A 16,612-nucleotide genomic window follows, 5' to 3' on the forward strand; every position below is an offset into this window, starting at 1 on the left:
GCGGCGTGGGCGGTGCCCGGCGCCGGGCCCGTGAGCTGCCGACCGGTCGGGCCAGGGCCCCGGCGCGTACCGGCGGTGGCTCCCTCGTTCCGTTAGCCACCCGGCAGAGGCCGGCCCGGGCGGTCGGGCCGCTAGCCCGGTTCGGCGCCGGTGGCCACCGGGCGGGACGGGTCGCCGGACCACTCGCTCCACGAGCCGACGTACAGCGCCGCCGGCACCCCGGCCACCGCCAGGGCCAGCACCTCGTGGGCGCCGGAGACGCCGGAACCGCAGTAGACGCCGACCTCGGCCGCCTTCGTGGCGCCGAGGGCCGCGAAGCGCTCGGCAAGTTGGGCGGGCGGCAGGAAGCGGCCGTCCTCGCCCACGTTCCCGGTGGTGGGCGCGGAGAGCGCGCCAGGGATGTGGCCCGCCACGCGGTCGATGGGCTCCACCTCGCCCCGGTAGCGGTTCCCCGCCCGCGCGTCCAGCAGCACTCCGCGGCGGGCCAGTTCGGCCGCCCCGTCCGCGTCGAGCAGCGACAACCCGCCTGGGCGTGGCGTGAAGTCGCCTACGGCCGGCTCCGGAACGTCGGTGCTGACCGGCCCGTCGGCGGCGAGCCACGCGCTCAGCCCGCCGTCCAGAACACGCACCGACGGGTGGCCGGCCCAGCGCAGCAGCCACCAGGCGCGAGCGGCGGCCCAACCACCGGAAGGCGACGGCGGGTCGCCCGCTCCCCCGTCGTAGACGACCACCGGATGCTGGGCACGCACCCCGGCCCGGCGCATCGCCGCGCCGAAGACCTCCAGGTCGGGCAGCGGGTGGCGGCCCTCGGGACCGGGCGGGCCGGCGAGTTCGGCCTCCAGGTCGACGAAGACGGCACCGGGCAGGTGCCCCGCCTCGTACGCGGCGCGGCCGGACCTCTCCCCCGCGGCGCGACCGCCGGGCGGGGTCATCTGCCAGCGGATGTCGAGCAGCAGCGGGGGACGGTCGGCGGCCAGTTCGGCGGCGAGGTCGCGAGGCGTGATGGTGACGTTCATGGCTCTCATCCTCGCGTAAGCGCGCCCGCGCCGTACGAATCGCGCCGAACCCGACGTACGACCGATCGACACCGGCCCGCTACCTCGACGCACGGGGTGCGCCATGCCGCGGCGGGCATGGTTCGAGGGGAACCCGGGCAGTGCGGCGCGGCCCGTGAGCGCGTCGCGACCACTACTGCGAGCATCTGGGAAGCCCCGTTCCGTAACAACCCCGCGTGCCGCGTCGGCACGGGGGTATTCAGGCCACACGACGACGTTCCAAGGAGACGAAGACGATGACCGAGGCACGGCGGTCCCCCGAGTGGCACCACCCCGGGGTCAGCCCGGGTGCTCCCCCCGTACGCGGCGTCCGGGAGGGGTCCGGTGGCGAGGTCGGCCTGAGCGGGCGCGAGCCCGCCCGGCGCACGCCCGGCACACCCTGCTGGACGAGCCTGATGGTGCACGGTCTGGCCGCGACGCAGGAGTTCTACCAGGGCTTGTTCGGCTGGGAGTTCCAGTCGGGGCCCTCCCAGTTCGGCCCGTACGTGCGGGCGTTGCGCGACGGGCGTCCGGTCGCCGGGATCGGGGAGCTGGCGCCGGGACTGCGGCTTCCCGTGGCCTGGACGACGTTCCTGGCCAGCGACGACGCGGACGCCACGGCCGAGCAGATCCGGTGCTGCGGCGGCACGGTGGCGGTCGGGCCGCTGGACTCCGGGGACGAGGGCCGGATGGCCATCGCCTCCGACCCGCTGGGCGCGGTGTTCGGCGTCTGGCAGGCGCGCGGCCACCTCGGCAGCGAGGGGGGCGGCGAGCCGGGGACGCCGGTGTGGACGGAGTTGCTGACGCCGGAGACGGCGAGCGTCGACAAGTTCTACCAGACGGTCTTCGGCTGTGAGGGCGAGCAACTCGCGGCATCCGACGAGGACTACGTGACGCTGACGGTGCGCGGTCGCCCGGTCGCGGCGGTGCACGGCGTCGGCCAGTCCCTCCCCCGCGACCGGGGCCCGCACTGGGTGACGTACTTCGAGGTCGCGGACCCGGAGCAGGCGGCCAGCCGGGTCGAGGAGCTGGGCGGGCGCGTGGTGAGCGGCCCGCGGGCCACGGCGACCGGCGACTGCGTGCAGGTCACCGACCCGGAGGGCGCGGCGCTCACCCTGGTGCGGACGGAGCACTGACCGAGGCACGGGCGCGCGACCAGACGCCGAGCGCACCCGGCGCGCATACGGCGCGCGTACGGCGCGCGGCGCACGCGCACGCTACGGCTGTGGCCGCGGCTGACCGGTGCGCCAGGCGGTAGGGCCCAACCCCACGGGAGGCGGGCGGCGGGCGCGGCGGGCCGACCGGGGTAGCGGCCCGCGCCGCCGGGCGCGGGTGGCCGACGAGGCCGCGCGGGCGAGGCGCAGCGACCGCGCGGTCGCGAACGGCGACGGACGGCGACGGACGGCCAGCGACGAGTCGTCACGGGGGACGCCGTTCGTCACGGGCCGTGCGCGATGGACGCCGCGCTACGGGCGGTGCGCTACGGGCGGTGCGCTACGGGTGGAGCCCGCTGACGGGCGCCGCGACGACGGTACGGGCCCGGGTGGCGGGCTGGGTGCCGTCCACGGGCAGCACCTCGGGGGAGAGCGCGGCTGCGCGGGCGGCGGAGGCCGTCATGCGGCGCCGGTGATGGCGCCGGCACAGCACCTCGTAGCCCACCTCGGTGGCGCCGTCGGCGCCGGCCGCGCCGGTCTCGGCCGCGTCCCGCGCGGCGTCCGGCGCACTCGTCGGGTCGGCGGCGTCGGTCCCCTCGCCGTGGGCCGGCTTGTGCACGTCACCGACGACGACCTGCGCCCCCTCGACGACCATCCGGCCGCCCACGGTGCGCGCGTTGTGCGTGGCGCGGGCGCCGCACCAGCACAGCGCCTCGACCTGGAGCACCTCGATCCGGTCGGCGAGCTCGACCAGCCGTTGCGAGCCGGGGAAGAGCTTGCTGCGGAAGTCGGTGGTGATGCCGAAGGCGAAGACGTCGAGACCCAGGTCGTCGACGATGCGGGCGAGTTGGTCGATCTGTTCCGAGGCGAGGAACTGGGCCTCGTCGGCGATCACGTAGTCGGCCCGGCCGCCCGCGCTCAACTGCGCGACGAGGTAGGCGTAGAAGTCGAAGCCCTCGTGCGCCTCGATGGCGTCGGTCTCCAGTCCGAGCCGGGAGGAGAGGCGGCCCTCCCCCGCCCGGTCGTCCCGGGTGAAGATCATGCCCTGGAGACCGCGTGCCGAGCGGTTGTGCTCGATCTGCAGAGCGAGCGTGGACTTTCCGCAGTCCATCGTTCCGCTGAAGAAAACCAGCTCGGACATGGGGGAACACGGGCCTTTCGGTCGTTGTGGGTGTCACGGCGCCGTCCCGCGCCTCGTCGCCCGCGCCGGGTCGCGCGGGGATGCCGTACGCGGGCGCGGGCGCCGGGCGCGCGGCCGATGAGCTACGTGCGTACTTCGAGGAGCGGCACGAGTTGTTCGACGGGGGTCATGGAGCCGTGCAGGCCGACCATGGCCGACTCGTTCGGCTCGGTGCGGCTGGCCACGATGGCGACGTCGTCGCGGGCGGCGGCGACCACGTCCCCGATGCGCCCGTACACCCGCTCGTCCACCCCGTCCCCCGGCCGTCCGAACCAACCGGCCGCGATGGCCTCGTCCCGGCTGGCCACCCACATCCGGTCGCCGAGCACCTCGCGCCAGACGGCGAGCACGTCCCCGGCCGCTCCCGGCACGGCGTACACATGGCGGGCCCGGCCCTCGCCGCCGAGCAGGGCGACGCCCGCGCGCAGCTCCCAGTCCTCGTCGAAGTCGATGCGCGAGTCCGGGTCGAAGGGCAGGTCGATCATGCCGTGGTCGGCGGTGACGTAGAGCGCGGAGCGCGGCGGCAACTGCTCGGCGAGCCGCTGCGCGAGCCCGTCCACGTACATCAACTGGCCGCGCCAGTCCTCGGAGTCCACGCCGAACCGGTGCCCCTTGCCGTCCACCTCGCTGTAGTACGTGTAGACCAGGGTGCGCCCGGCGGCGCCGGTCTGGGTCGCGGCGAAGTCCATCCGCTCCTCGCCGGAGAGCCGGCCGTGGAAGGTGCCGCCGCTGAGCGCGATCTTGGTGAGCGGGGTGTGCTGGAAGGCGGGCGCGGACACCTGGCAGGTGTGCACGCCGGCGGCGTCGGCGAGTTGGAAGACCGTCGGGTACGGCTGCCAGGCGTGCGGGTCGGTCCACGGCTGCCAGCGGAGCTGGTTCATCAGCGCCCCGGTGGCCGGGTCGGCGACCGTGTAGCCGGGCAGGCCGTGCGCGCCGGGCGACAGCCCCGTGCCCACCGAGGCCAGCGAGGTCGCGGTGGTGGAGGGGAAGCCGGCGGTCAGCGGGCGGCCCGTGCCGTTTCGGGAGCTGGCGAGGAGCGAGGTCAGGAACGGCGCCTCGGCGGGGTGTGCCCGCAGCAGCTCCCAGCCGAGCCCGTCGATGAGGAAGACGCACACCCGGTCGGCCGGCGCCAGCTCCAGGCCCGGCGTGCCGGTGAGGCCCGGCACCTCCTGGCCGACCACGACGGCGGGCAGCAGATCGCTGAGCGAGCCCGTGCCGTACTGCGGCAGCGGGGCGGTGGCGGGGTCGAGGGTCTCGCCCTGGGGCTGCCACTCGGGCCAGGCCGCACTGGTGGCGGGACCCGTACTGGAGTCGGACATCAGCGGCTGGTCGCCGTGGTCGCCTCGGACAGCGCCTGTGCGAACGCCAACGTCTGGCGCACGCTGTCGGGCCCGTCGCCCGCCTCGCTCACGCGCAGCGACAGGTCGTCGGCGGTGGACGAGCCGGTGTAGCCGTGGTCCGCCTCGCAGTTGGGGTCCCCACAGCTCGCGGGCTCCAGGTCGAGCCTGCTCACCGCGCCCCAGCCGATGGTGAGCACCACTTCGCGAGGCAGCGTGCCCGGCGCGTACGACTCGGGGTTGGCGACGACGCGGCTGAGCACCACCGAGGAGATCCGGTTGAGCTTCACGGACTCGGTGGAGGTCGTGGCGTACGGGGTCGCGGAGCTGTCGTCGGCGGCCTGCTCGTCGGTGTGGCTCACGATGAAGCGGGTGGCGGTGAGCACGAGGACCGTGACGTGGCGGCGGACCTCGTTGGAGTCGAAGGTCGTCTCCTGGTGAACCAGGAAAGCCACCACCGGTTCGCCGCCCACGGCGGCCTCGACCGCCTCGGCAACGAGGGCCGGGTAGTAGCCGCTGCGCTCGATCGCCGCGCGCAGCCCCTGGGTCGTCGTACCGGTCTTCGCCATGCCTCCCATCCTACGGGCCCAGGCCGGTCCCCATCCCCTCCCCTGTCGCCACCCGCGTCGAGCCGCCCGCGCCACCGGGCCCCGGCCGGCCCGCCACGCGCCCGCGCCGGGCCCGGGGGCGGCGCCGGCTCAGTAGGCGGGGAGGTGGCGCGGGCCGAGGTCCGTACGGACCGGGGGCGGGGCCAGCCGCAGGGACGCGCCCAGCACGGACAGCCCGCGCGGGGCCACGACCACCGGCTCCAGGTGCACGGCCACCACCTCGGGGTGGTCGTCGACCAGCCGGGAGACGCGCAGCAGCAACTCCTCCAGGGCCGCGGTGTCCACTGGTCGCGAACCGCGCCAGCCGAACAGCAGCGGCGCGGTGCGCACCGACCTGATCAGCTCGGCGACGTCGCGGTCGGTGGCCGGTATGAGCCGGTGGGCGGTGTCGCCGAGCAGTTCGGAGGGGGCGCCGGCCAGACCGAAGGAGAGCACGGCTCCCGCGGCCGGGTCGATGGCGGCTCGGACCACCGTGTCCACGCCGCGCGGGGCCATCCGCTGGACGACCAGGCGCAGCTCGTCGGGGCCGCCGAGCAGGCTGGTCAACTCGGCGTAGGCCCGGCGCAGTTCCCGCTCGCCGCCGAGGTCGAGCCGGAAGGCGCCGAGGTCGGCGCGGTGTCGCAGGTGGGGGGCGGTGGGCTTGAGGGCCACCGGGTAGCCGAGGCGGGCGGCGGCCCGCGCCGCGCTGTCGGGGTCCGGCGCGGGCAGGGCGGGCAGCACGCTGATGCCGTAGCGGGCCAGCAGGCGCTGGGTGTCCGGCGCGGAGAGCGCGAAGCTGCGCGCCGGGTTGCGGGCGCGCCCCCGCTCCCCGGCGGGCCGGGCGACCCGCGCGGTGCCGGGCGCGGCGGGTCCGGTGGGGTGGGCGGACTGCCGGGACGCTCCGGCGGGTGGCGGGGGCGCGGCTGCCGCCGGGACGGGGGGCGCGTCGGGGGTCGTGGGCGGGGGCGGGGGTGCGACGGGGCTCGGGGGCGGGGGCGGGGCCTGCTCGGCGTCCTCGTGGGCGTGCGCGGCGAGCAGTACGTCGATGTCGGCCCCGGCGCCGGTCTCGTCGATGTCGTCGTACTCGGGCACCCGGCCCGGCTCGGCGGCCTGGCGCCGCCAGTGCGCGTACCGCACGGCCTCGGCCAGCGCGCGCACCGCGCGCTCGGCCGCCGGATACGCCGGCACGCGGCCCCCGCCCACCGGGCCGTCCGACGCGGCGGGCGAGCCGGCCACGGGCCCGCCACCCGTGGCGGGGGCGCCCGCGAGGTCTCCGGCGGGGGGCTCGCCGGTCACGGGCGGGCGCTCCCGCCACGGGTCCGGGGGGCCGGGCCGGGCCAGCTCGGCGGCCAGGCCCGGGATCTCCAGGTGCACCACGACCACCGGCTTGGGCACGCCGCTCGCGGCGGCCGACTCCCGGATCGCCCGCGCCAGCTCCGTGGCGGGCTCCTCGTCGACGGCGGGGATGGCCGTGACGACGACGGCGTCGCACAGGTCGTCGGCCAGGGCCCGATCGAGGGCCGCGCGGAAGTCGGCGGGCTGGGCGGCCGTGGTCAGGTCGAGCGGCGGCAGCGGGCGCAGGCCCTCGGTCAGGCACGCGTCGTAGCTGATCAGGCCGAGCGACTCCGAGTTGCCGAGGATCGCCACCCGGGGGCCGCGCGGCAGGGGCTGCGCGGCCAGGAACAGGCCCACGTCGGCCAGCTCGGTGACCGTGTCCACGCGGATGACGCCCGCCTGTCGGAACAGCGCGGAGACCGTGGCGTCGGGGATGCGGGTCGTGGGCACCGCGTGCCCGGGGGGTTCGCTGCCGCTGTGCCGGGCGCCCTTGACGACCACGACCGGCTTGAGGGCCGCGGTGCGCTTGGCGAGCCGGGTGAACTTACGGGGGTTGCCGATGGACTCCAGGTACAGCAGCGCGACGTGCGTGTGGGGGTCGTCGTGCCAGTACTGGAGCAGGTCGTTGCCCGAGACATCGGCCCGGTTGCCGGCCGAGACGAAGGTGGAGATGCCGAAGAGGCCGGAGCCGCGCCGGTGCAGCCCCGACAGCAGGGCGATGCCGATCGCGCCGGACTGGGTGAACAGGCCCAGGTTGCCGGCCGGTGGCATCTGGGGCGAGAGGGAGGCGTTCATCCGCACCCCGTCGGCCGTGTTGATGATCCCCAGGGCGCCGGGGCCGATCAGCCGCATCCCGTACGACCTGACCTGCCGGACCAGCTCCCGCTGTCGCTCCAGGCCCGTCGGCCCGCTCTCGGCGTACCCGGAGGAGACCACGACCAGGCCCTGCACGCCGCGCTCACCGCAGTCGGCGACCACGGCGGGCACCTGCTCGGCCGGGACCGCGATGACGGCCAGGTCCACCGGCTCCTCGATGTCGCGCAGCGAGCGGTAGGCGGCGACGCCCGGCGGCTCGTCGGCGGAGGCCCCGTCGGTGGGGTGCCCGTCGGTGGGGGCCCCTTCGGCGGGGGGCCCGGCCGGCTCCGCGCCGGGGTGCTCCGGTGTCGCACCGACCGCGTCGGGTGCGCCGGGTGCGCCCGCCCTCACCCGTGGCGCGGCTTCGGCGGCGCGGCGGGCCTGGGCCAGGTCGGCGCCCGTCAGCCACGAGCGCCCCGGAGCGAAGGCGTGGTTGACCGCGCACACCCGGCCCGTGTAGCCGCCGCTCAGCAGGTCCACGAGGACCGCCCGGCCGGCGCCGCCGGGCCGGCGGCTGGCCCCGACGACCGCGACCGAACCGGGCGCGAGCAGCCGCTGCACGGAGCGGGCCTCGGCACGCTGCTCCCGGGCGCGCATGACGGCCAGCGACCGGGCCGTGGGTTCGAGGTCGAACTCCAGTCGGACGACGCCGTCCTCGAAGCTGCGCTGCTGGGTGTAGCCCGCGTCCGTGAACACCTTGATCATCTTGGTGTTGGCGGGGAGCACCTCGGCGGCGAAGCGGCGGATGGCGCGCTCCCTGGCGACGGCGGCGATGTGTTCGAGCAGGGCGGAGGCGACGCCGCGCCCCTGGTGGGCGTCCTGCACGAGGAAGGCGACCTCGGCCTCGTCCGCCGGCGCCGACGAGGGGCGGCCGCGCTCGTCGATGCGGTCGTACCGGACCGTGGCGATGAACTCGTCGCCGACCGTCGCCGCCAGGCCGACCCGGTTCACGTAGTCGTGGTGGGTGAAGCGGTGCACATCGCGGTCGGAGAGCCGGGGGTAGGGGGCGAAGAAGCGGTAGTACTTGGACTCGTCCGAGACCCGCTCGTAGAAGTCGACCAGGCGCTGGCCGTCGTCGGGCGTGATGGGGCGGATCTGGGCGGTGCCGCCGTCGCGGAGCACCACGTCCGCTTCCCAGTGCGTCGGATAGGCGTGCTCGGGCGGCGTTTCCATGGCTCCAAGACTAGGCGGGGGCACCGACAACGGTCCGACTCGCGCTCAGCGTTGCGCCGGGGCAGGCTGTGGAAGGGCTTCGCCAGAGCACTCCGCACCCCGTGAGAGACTGGTCTAGACAACAGCAACCACCTGAAGGGCAACACCATGGTTGAGCGCCGCGTCACCGTCGGCTGGGCAGAGGGCCTGCACGCTCGCCCCGCGTCCATCTTCGTCCGCGCCGCGACGGCCTCCGGCGTCCCCGTGACGATCGCCAAGCCGGACGGCACCCCGGTCAACGCCGCCTCGATGCTCGCCGTGCTCGGCCTCGGCGCGCAGGGCGGCGAGGAGATCGTGCTCGCATCGGAGGCCGACGGCTCCGAGGCCGCGCTCGACCGGCTGGCCAAGCTCGTCGCCGAGGGGCTTGAGGAGCTTCCGGAGACGGTCTGAGTCGCTTTTCAGCACCCTGCGAAGCCGCGGTGATCCCCCTGGGACGTCACCGCGGCTTCGTCGTTTCCGCCCCGGGAAGGGGCGTGCGCTGTCGTACGGGCGCCGCCGCGGCGCGCGGCCGCGCGCCGGCCCCCGTGGCCCGGGCCCGAGCCGAGACGCGCCGAGGGCCCCGGCTCGGTGCCGGGGCCCTCGGTGTGGGACGTGCGGGGGCCGGGCGGGGTGGCCCGGCCTCGCCTCAGATGTTGACGCCGTGGGAGCGCAGGTAGGCGACGGGGTTGATGTCCGAGCCGTACTCGGGCGACGTGCGGGCCTCGAAGTGCAGGTGCGCGCCGAAGGAGTTGCCCGTGTTGCCGGCGAGACCGATCTGCTCGCCGGGGGCCACGCTCTGGCCCACCGAGACGGAGATCGAGTCGAGGTGCCCGTACTGCGTGTAGGTGCCGTCGTTCATCTTGATCACGACGTTGTTGCCGTACGCGCCGCCCCAGCCGGCCTCGACGATGGTGCCGGCGCCCACGGCGCGCACCGAGGTGCCGGTGCTGGCGTGGAAGTCGACGCCGGTGTGGCTGCCGGAGGACCAGGCGCCACCGGACGCCTGGTACTGCGTCGAGACGTACGAGCCCGCGACCGGCAGGACGTAGGAGCCCACCGCGGGACGCTCGGCGGTACGCGACGCGCGCGTGTCCACGACCTCGCTGGCGCGGGTCTCCTCGGCCTCGCGCTCCGCGGCGGCCCGTGCCTCGGCCGCCTTCTTCGCGGCGGCCTTCTTCTTCGCGGCCTCGGCGGCGGCCTTGCGCTTGGCCTCCTCCGCCTTCTTCTTCATCTCGGCGGCGTGCTCGGCGGCCTGCTGGCGCGCCTCTTCCTCGGCCTGCTGCTCGGCCGCGGCCTGCTCGGCGGCGGAGTACTGGGCGTCGGCCTGGGCGCCGATCTTGTCCGCGATGTCCTCGTTCAGGGTCGCGGCCTGGCGCAGGCCGGTGTCCTGGAGCTCGGGGACGCCGTCGGCGCCCGGGGCGGCCATCGCGGGAGCGGCTATGCCGGCGACGACGCCGGTGGCCGCGAGGGTGGCCATGCCCGCCGCGTTCGCGCTGGTACGGACAAAGCGGCTGGGGCGACGGTGCCGCCCAGTGGCACGGGTGAACGCCATGCGGAGGCGTACTCCTTTCCTTCCTTCTCGCCTACCGGGTTAGCTGACGGGTTCGGAGCAGGAAGGTCTCCTACGGTCACCACGCCTCTCGCGAGGATGGCGGCCGATTCACCCCAGGGGACTTGGGTCCCCGGCTCCCCTGGCTCGCGCCATAAGGGACTCGGCGATGGTTGCCCGGTGCCACGGGTGTGGCGAAGGTGTGACGGACAACGGGGCTGACGCTAAGCGGGACGTCTTTTGATCGGCAAACAGAACCGGCCGTTTGTTGCGCACGCCACACGGCAGACAGGCAGCCTCTCCCGCAAAACAGACAAACCGAGAGGCCCCGGCATCCCACTTGACACCAGGGCCTCTTAACGGCTCATCAGCAACAGGAGTCCCAGACTCCGCCACGGACACCCGGGGCAATCCGGGCGCCCATGGCGCTCTCTGGGGCACGGTCAGCTATCGGGCACCGTTGCCCGCGCCCTCGCGTACGCCACCCGGCTCCACGGCCCGCGTGCCGGCCCGCGCCTGCCGGCCCGCGCGGCCCGGCGCCCCGGGGCCACGGCAGCCGCCCCGCGCCCGGGGCGCCGGTCGGCGCGCCGACCGGCGCCCCGGGCGCGGGCACCACGGGCGCGGACGGCACGGGACCGAGCCCGGGCCGGGCGGCGCCTGACGGCCCGCCAGCCCGGCTCGGCCGCCGGGGCGCGCGCCGCTAGCCGCTCACCACCCGTACGTCCCCGATGCCCAGCGCCTTCACCGGCTCGGCGATCACCGAGGCGTCGCCGACCAGCACGGTCACCAGCCGGTCGGTGGGGAAGGCGGCGACGGCCGCGGCGGTCGCCTCGACCGTGCCGGTCTCCGCGAGCCGCCGGTAGAGGTGGGCCTGGAAGTCGTCCGGCAGGTGCTGCTCCACCTGATCGGCGAGGGTGCCCGCGACCGAGGCGGCCGTCTCGTACTTCAACGGGGCGATCCCCACCAGGTTCTGCACGGCCACGTCGCGCTCGTCGTCCGTGAGCCCGTCGGCGGCCAACGTGCGCAGCACCTTCCACGCGTCCTCGAGCGCCGGGCCCGTCACCTCGGTGGCCACCGAGCCGCTGATGGCCAGGAGGGACAGGCCCGTGCCCTCCGGCGTGGAGCGCAGGACCTGGGCGAAGGCCCGCACGCCGTAGGTGTAGCCCTTCTCCTCGCGCAGCACCCGGTCGAGCCGGGAGGTGAGGGTGCCGCCCAGGCAGTAGGTGCCGAGCGTCTGGGCGGGCCAGACCTGGTCGTGCCGGTCGGCGCCGACCCGGCCGATGAGCAGTTGGGTCTGCACCGCGCCCGGCCGGTCCACGATGACGACCCGGCCGGTGTCGTTGGCGGTGACGGTGGGCACCGGGCGGGGCGCGGCCGTGTCGCCGCTCCAGGCGCCCAGCGTGTCGGCCAGCGCCTGGTCGAGGTCGACGCCGGTGAGGTCGCCGACGACGACGGCGGTGGCCGTGGCCGGGCGCACGTGGGCCGCGTAGAAGGCGCGCACGGCGGCGGCGTCCACGCGCGCGACCGACTCCTCGGTGCCCTGGCGCGGCCGGGACATCCGGGAGTCGGCCGGGAAGAGCTCCTTGGACAGCGTCATCGCGGCCCGCCGGGCCGGGTTGGCCAGCTCGTGCGGGATCTCGTCGAGCCGGTTGCGCACCAGCCGCTCGATCTCGCCCTCCGGGAAGGCGGGGGCGCGCAGGGCGTCGGCGAGCAGCCCGAGCGCCTTCGTCAGCCGGGAGGCGGGGACCTCCAGGGAGACGCGCACGCCGGGGTGGTCCGCGTAGGCGTCCAGGGTGGCGCCGCAGCGCTCCAGCTCGGCGGCGAACTCCTCGGCCGAGTGCCGGTCGGTGCCCTCCGACAGCGCCCGCGCCATGATGGTGGCCACGCCTTCGAGCCCCTGCGGCTCGGCCTCCAGCGGTGCGGCGAGGCTGACCTCGACCGCGACGACCTGCTGGCCGGGGCGGTGGCAGCGCAGCACGGTCAGGCCGTTGGGCAACTGGCCGCGCTCGGGCGCCGGGAAGGCCCACGGCCTGGCCTGGCCCGGCTGCGGCTGGGGGTGGAACTGCATGCTCGTCACGGTGGTGTCCGTCGCGTTCGTCTGCGTCGCGGTCGTGGTTGCGGCGTCGCTCACCGGCCGGCCCCTTCCTCGTTGTCCTCGGTCGCTGCGTCGGCCACGTCGGCCGCGGTCGCGGTGGGTGCCGCCCGCACGACGTCGGCCGGCTCGGTGGGCTCCGCGCCCTCGTCGCCCTCGCCGTCCTCGGCGGCCTCGGCGGCCTCGATCGGCTCGTAGACGAGGACCGCGCGGTTGTCGGGGCGCAGTCGGGCCGCGGCGACGGCCCGCACCTCGTCGGCGGTGATGTCCAGGACCCGGCCCACGGCGCTCAGCGCGAGCTGCGGGTCACCGAAGAGGACCGCGTAGCGGCACAGTTCGTCGGCCCGGCCGCCGACCGTGGCCAGTCGGTCCAGCCACTCGCGCTCAAGCTGCGCCTGGGCCCGCTCCATCTCCTCCGGGCTCGGGCCCTCGGCGGCGAAGCGCGCCAGCTCCTCGTCCACCGCCGCCTCGATGGCGGGCACCTCCACGCCGCCCGAGGTCTTGACGTCCAGCCAGCCGAGCGAGGGCGCGCCGGCCAGGCGCAGCAGCCCGAAGCCGGCCGCGACGGCCGTGCGGTCGCGCCGCACCAGTCGGTTGTGCAGGCGCGAGGACTCGCCGCCACCGAGCACGGTCAGCGCCAGGTCGGCGGCGTCCGCCTCCCGGGTGCCGTCGTGCGGCAGCCGGTAGGCGGCCATCAGGGCGCGCGCGGGCACCTCCTCGCGCACCTCCTCGCGCAACTGCGCGCCGATGATGTCGGGCAGCGCGCCGTCCCGTGGGGTGGGCTTGCCGTCGTGCGCCGGAATGCTGCCGAAGTACTTCTCGACCCAGGCCAGGGTCTGCTCGGGGTCGATGTCCCCGACGACGGCGAGTACGGCGTTGTTGGGCGCGTAGTACGTGCGGAAGAACTGCCGCGCGTCCTCCAGCGAGGCCGCGTCCAGGTCCGCCATCGAGCCGATGGGGGTGTGGTGGTACGGGTGGCCCTCCGGGTAGACCATCGCGGTCAGCCGCTCGAAGGCGGTGCCGTAGGGCACGTTGTCGTACCGCTGGCGGCGCTCGTTCTTCACCACGTCCCGCTGGTTCTCCATGCTCTCCTCGTCGAGCGCGGAAAGCAGCGAGCCCATCCGGTCGGCCTCCAGCCACAGGGCCAGCTCCACCTGGTGGGTGGGCATGGTCTCGAAGTAGTTGGTGCGCTCGAAGCTCGTGGTGCCGTTCAGCGAGCCGCCGGCCCCCTGGACCAGTTCGAAGTGGCCGTTGCCCCGCACCTGCTTCGAGCCCTGGAACATCAGGTGCTCGAAGAGGTGGGCGAGCCCCGTACGCCCCTTGACCTCGTGGCGGGAGCCGACGTCGTACCAGAGGCAGACCGCGGCGACCGGGGTCAGGTGGTCCTCGGAGAGCACCACCCGCAGGCCGTTCGCCAGGCGGTGCTCGGTCGCTGTCAGGCCGCCGGAACCGGCCTGTTGCGTGGCCGTGTGACCCATGGGCATGTACGTCCCTTCGATCGCGCGATCTATCGCGGGTTGAGCAGTCCTGTCACTGTATGCAAGCGGGCTGACATCTGGCGAAGTTCCCGGCGAAGCCCCCGCGCGCGGCGGCGTCGCGCGGGGTCCGCCAGCCGGGTCGTGGTCAGCGTTGTCAGTGCGGCGGTCCACAATGGTCGGCGTCAGAACTCGCACCGGCAGGAGAAGGAGCCGCAGCCGCGATGGCCCGCCGCAGCACGAAGACCCCGCCACCGGAGGATTTCGAGGAGCGCATCCTCGACATCGACGTCGTCGATGAAATGCAGGGCTCCTTCCTCGAATACGCCTACTCGGTCATCTACTCCCGCGCGTTGCCCGACGCGAGGGACGGCCTCAAGCCGGTGCACCGCCGCATCCTGTACCAGATGAACGACATGGGGCTGCGCCCCGAGCGGGGGTACGTCAAGTGCGCCCGGGTCGTCGGCGAGGTGATGGGCAAGCTGCACCCGCACGGCGACGCGTCCATCTACGACGCGCTGGTGCGCATGGCCCAGCCGTTCTCGATGCGCCTGCCGCTGGTCGACGGGCACGGCAACTTCGGCTCGCTGGGCAACGACGACCCGCCGGCCGCCATGCGGTACACCGAGTGCCGGATGGCGTCGGCGACCTCGCTGATGACCGAGTCCATCGACGAGGACACGGTCGACTTCAGCCCCAACTACGACGGCAGCGAGCAGGAGCCCGTCGCGCTCCCGGCGGCCTATCCCAACCTGCTGGTCAACGGCTCGTCGGGGATCGCGGTCGGGATGGCGACGAACATGCCGCCGCACAACCTCGGCGAGGTCATCGCCGCGGCGCGGCACCTGATCAAGCACCCGGGCGCCGACCTCGACACCCTGATGCGCTTCGTGCCGGGCCCCGACCTGCCCACCGGCGGGCGCATCGTCGGCCTGTCGGGCGTGCGGGACGCGTACGAGACCGGGCGCGGCACGTTCAAGATCCGCGCGACGGTGACGGTGGAGAACGTCTCACCGCGCCGCAAGGGCCTGGTCGTCACGGAGCTGCCGTTCGCGGTCGGCCCGGAGAAGGTCATCGCCAAGATCAAGGACCTGGTCGGCGCGAAGAAGCTCCAGGGCATCGCCGACGTCAAGGACCTCACCGACCGCGAGCACGGGCTGCGGCTGGTCATCGAGGTGAAGAACGGCTTCAACCCGGAGGCCGTCCTGGAGCAGTTGTACAAGCTGACGCCGATGGAGGAGTCCTTCGGCATCAACAACGTCGCCCTGGTGGACGGCCAGCCGCTCACCCTCGGCCTCAAGGAACTCCTGGAGGTCTACCTCGACCACCGCTTCGAGGTCGTACGGCGGCGCAGCGAGTTCCGGCGCAGGAAGCGGCAGGACCGGCTGCACCTGGTCGAGGGCCTGCTCACGGCGCTGCTCGACATCGACGAGGTCATTCGGATCATCCGCTCCAGCGAGAACGCGGCGCAGGCCAAGGAATCGCTGATGGGCCGGTTCGCGCTGTCGGACACCCAGACGCAGTACATCCTGGACACGCCGCTGCGCCGGCTGACCAAGTTCGACCGGATCGAGCTGGAGTCGGAGCGCGACAAGCTCACCGGGGAGATCGCCGAGCTGACCCGCATCCTGGAGTCCGACGCCGAGCTGCGGAAGCTGGTGTCGAGCGAGCTGGCGACGGTGGCGAAGAAGTTCGGCACCGACCGGCGCACGGTGCTCCTTGAGTCGGCCGGTTCCACGGTGGCGTCGGTGCCCCTGGAGGTCCCCGACGACCCGTGCCGCGTGCTGCTCTCGTCCACGGGGCTGCTGGCGCGGACCGCCACCGGGGAGCCGCCGGTGGACGACGGTGCGGCCCGGCGCGCCAAGCACGACGTGATCGTCTCCTCGGTGCCGGCCACGGCGCGCGCCGACGTGGGCGCGGTGACCTCGACCGGGCGGTTGTTGCGGATCTCGGTGATCGACCTGCCGACGCTGCCGGACACCGCGTCGGCGCCCAACGTCGCGGGCGGGGCGCCGCTCACGGAGTTCCTGACCCTGGCCGACGGCGAGCGGGTGATGTGCCTGACCACGCTGGACGAGTCGTCGCCCGGCCTGGCGCTGGGCACGGCGCAGGGCGTGGTCAAGCGGGTGGTGCCCGACTACCCGACGAACAAGGGCGAGTTGGAGGTCATCACGCTCCGCGAGGGCGACGAGGTCGTCGGCGCCGTGGAGTTGCGCACCGGCGACGAGGACCTGGTCTTCATCACCAGCGAGGCCCAACTGCTGCGCTACCCGGCCGCGCAGGTGCGCCCGCAGGGGCGGGCCGCGGGCGGCATGGCGGGGGTGAAGCTGGGCGCCGGCGCCAGGGCGCTGTCGTTCGGCGCGGTGGACCCGGCCGTCGACGCGGCGGTCTTCACGGTGGCGGGCGCGCGGGACACGCTCGACGGAGCGCTGCAAACGGCCAAGCTCACCCCGTTCGACCAGTATCCGCGCAAGGGCCGGGCCACCGGCGGAGTGCGCTGCCAGCGCTTCCTGAAGGGCGAGGACTGCCTGGTCATGGCGTGGGCGGGGGCGGCCCCGGCGCGGGCCGCCAGCGCCACCGGCGCCCCGGTGCCGCTGCCCGAGCCCGACCCGCGCCGGGACGGCTCCGGCGTTCCGCTGGCCAAGCCGGTGGCGGCGATCGCGGGCCCGGCCGCGTAGCGGGAGCGCGATCCGCCGCGCCGGGCTCGTCCTCCGGCGCGGCGCGTGCGGGCGAACCGTTCGGCGGGTGGCGCGGGACCCGTACGTCGTCGGGGCCGCCGGCCTCGCGGCGCGGGGGTTCCCGGGTCTGGTGGGGCGGGGGGGC

11 protein-coding genes and 1 riboswitch are annotated in these 16,612 nt (G+C 74.9%); of the genes, 3 read left to right on the plus strand and 8 right to left on the minus strand.

Annotated features, from left to right (window positions below):
- Positions 1-131: 131 nt before the first annotated feature.
- Entirely contained in the window at positions 132-1,016 is an 885-nt protein-coding gene (locus OYE22_RS06870; RefSeq protein ID WP_277319576.1) for a sulfurtransferase, read from the minus strand.
- A gap of 434 nt (positions 1,017-1,450) precedes the next feature.
- Here OYE22_RS06870 and OYE22_RS06875 point away from each other — a divergent pair, with 434 nt between their 5' ends.
- The gene (locus tag OYE22_RS06875; protein WP_277324023.1) at positions 1,451-2,170 is read left to right on the plus strand and encodes a VOC family protein; all 720 of its coding nucleotides are present in this window, start codon (positions 1,451-1,453) and stop codon (positions 2,168-2,170) included.
- Between the two features lie 358 nt (positions 2,171-2,528).
- Here OYE22_RS06875 and OYE22_RS06880 read toward each other — a convergent pair whose 3' ends face one another.
- From OYE22_RS06880 to OYE22_RS06895, 4 genes are all read right to left on the minus strand, one after another.
- Positions 2,529-3,329 (minus strand): thymidine kinase, encoded by an 801-nt coding sequence (locus tag OYE22_RS06880; protein WP_277319577.1) that lies wholly within the window; start codon positions 3,327-3,329, stop codon positions 2,529-2,531.
- A gap of 122 nt (positions 3,330-3,451) precedes the next feature.
- Entirely contained in the window at positions 3,452-4,687 is a 1,236-nt protein-coding gene (locus OYE22_RS06885) for a nucleotide pyrophosphatase/phosphodiesterase family protein (protein ID WP_277319578.1), read from the minus strand.
- Positions 4,687-5,274 (minus strand): DUF5998 family protein, encoded by a 588-nt coding sequence (locus OYE22_RS06890; RefSeq protein WP_176164516.1) that lies wholly within the window; start codon positions 5,272-5,274, stop codon positions 4,687-4,689. Before OYE22_RS06890 ends, OYE22_RS06885 begins: the two co-directional genes overlap by 1 nt.
- A gap of 129 nt (positions 5,275-5,403) precedes the next feature.
- Complete coding sequence (locus tag OYE22_RS06895; protein WP_277319579.1) at positions 5,404-8,655, minus strand: GNAT family N-acetyltransferase; 3,252 nt, start codon at positions 8,653-8,655, stop codon at positions 5,404-5,406.
- 147 nt (positions 8,656-8,802) lie between these two features.
- Here OYE22_RS06895 and OYE22_RS06900 point away from each other — a divergent pair, with 147 nt between their 5' ends.
- Positions 8,803-9,084 carry an HPr family phosphocarrier protein gene (locus tag OYE22_RS06900; RefSeq protein WP_277319580.1) on the plus strand — a complete coding sequence of 94 codons (282 nt, stop codon included), beginning with the start codon at positions 8,803-8,805 and terminating at the stop codon, positions 9,082-9,084.
- A 235-nt stretch (positions 9,085-9,319) separates the two neighbouring features.
- Here OYE22_RS06900 and OYE22_RS06905 read toward each other — a convergent pair whose 3' ends face one another.
- The 3 genes from OYE22_RS06905 to OYE22_RS06915 form a co-directional block, all read right to left on the minus strand.
- Positions 9,320-10,225, minus strand: coding sequence for a M23 family metallopeptidase (locus OYE22_RS06905; RefSeq protein ID WP_277319581.1), 906 nt, complete (start codon positions 10,223-10,225; stop codon positions 9,320-9,322).
- A 13-nt stretch (positions 10,226-10,238) separates the two neighbouring features.
- A riboswitch (cyclic di-AMP (ydaO/yuaA leader) is annotated at positions 10,239-10,401 on the minus strand.
- Between the two features lie 521 nt (positions 10,402-10,922).
- A complete protein-coding gene (locus OYE22_RS06910; RefSeq protein WP_277324024.1) occupies positions 10,923-12,290 on the minus strand; it encodes a pitrilysin family protein in 1,368 nt (455 codons plus the stop codon).
- A 59-nt stretch (positions 12,291-12,349) separates the two neighbouring features.
- On the minus strand, positions 12,350-13,798 hold the full coding sequence (locus OYE22_RS06915) for a pitrilysin family protein (RefSeq protein ID WP_277319582.1): 1,449 nt from the start codon (positions 13,796-13,798) through the stop codon (positions 12,350-12,352).
- A gap of 215 nt (positions 13,799-14,013) precedes the next feature.
- Between OYE22_RS06915 and OYE22_RS06920 the strand changes: the two genes are divergently transcribed.
- The gene (locus OYE22_RS06920) at positions 14,014-16,467 is read left to right on the plus strand and encodes a DNA topoisomerase IV subunit A (protein ID WP_277319583.1); all 2,454 of its coding nucleotides are present in this window, start codon (positions 14,014-14,016) and stop codon (positions 16,465-16,467) included.
- The last annotated feature ends 145 nt before the right edge of the window (positions 16,468-16,612 follow it).

Source organism: Streptomyces sp. 71268 (assembly GCF_029392895.1).
Lineage (GTDB): Bacteria > Actinomycetota > Actinomycetes > Streptomycetales > Streptomycetaceae > Streptomyces.

What these genes read in the sequence shown, in the direction of transcription:
- OYE22_RS06870 (WP_277319576.1), bottom strand. Translation starts at nt 1,016, where the DNA reads ATGAACGTCACCATCACGCCTCGCGACCTCGCCGCCGAACTGGCCGCC.
- OYE22_RS06875 (WP_277324023.1), top strand. Translation starts at nt 1,451, where the DNA reads ATGGTGCACGGTCTGGCCGCGACGCAGGAGTTCTACCAGGGCTTGTTC.
- OYE22_RS06880 (WP_277319577.1), bottom strand. Translation starts at nt 3,329, where the DNA reads ATGTCCGAGCTGGTTTTCTTCAGCGGAACGATGGACTGCGGAAAGTCC.
- OYE22_RS06885 (WP_277319578.1), bottom strand. Translation starts at nt 4,687, where the DNA reads ATGTCCGACTCCAGTACGGGTCCCGCCACCAGTGCGGCCTGGCCCGAG.
- OYE22_RS06890 (WP_176164516.1), bottom strand. Translation starts at nt 5,274, where the DNA reads ATGGCGAAGACCGGTACGACGACCCAGGGGCTGCGCGCGGCGATCGAG.
- OYE22_RS06895 (WP_277319579.1), bottom strand. Translation starts at nt 8,655, where the DNA reads ATGGAAACGCCGCCCGAGCACGCCTATCCGACGCACTGGGAAGCGGAC.
- OYE22_RS06900 (WP_277319580.1), top strand. Translation starts at nt 8,803, where the DNA reads ATGGTTGAGCGCCGCGTCACCGTCGGCTGGGCAGAGGGCCTGCACGCT.
- OYE22_RS06905 (WP_277319581.1), bottom strand. Translation starts at nt 10,225, where the DNA reads ATGGCGTTCACCCGTGCCACTGGGCGGCACCGTCGCCCCAGCCGCTTT.
- OYE22_RS06910 (WP_277324024.1), bottom strand. Translation starts at nt 12,290, where the DNA reads ATGCAGTTCCACCCCCAGCCGCAGCCGGGCCAGGCCAGGCCGTGGGCC.
- OYE22_RS06915 (WP_277319582.1), bottom strand. Translation starts at nt 13,798, where the DNA reads ATGCCCATGGGTCACACGGCCACGCAACAGGCCGGTTCCGGCGGCCTG.
- OYE22_RS06920 (WP_277319583.1), top strand. Translation starts at nt 14,014, where the DNA reads ATGGCCCGCCGCAGCACGAAGACCCCGCCACCGGAGGATTTCGAGGAG.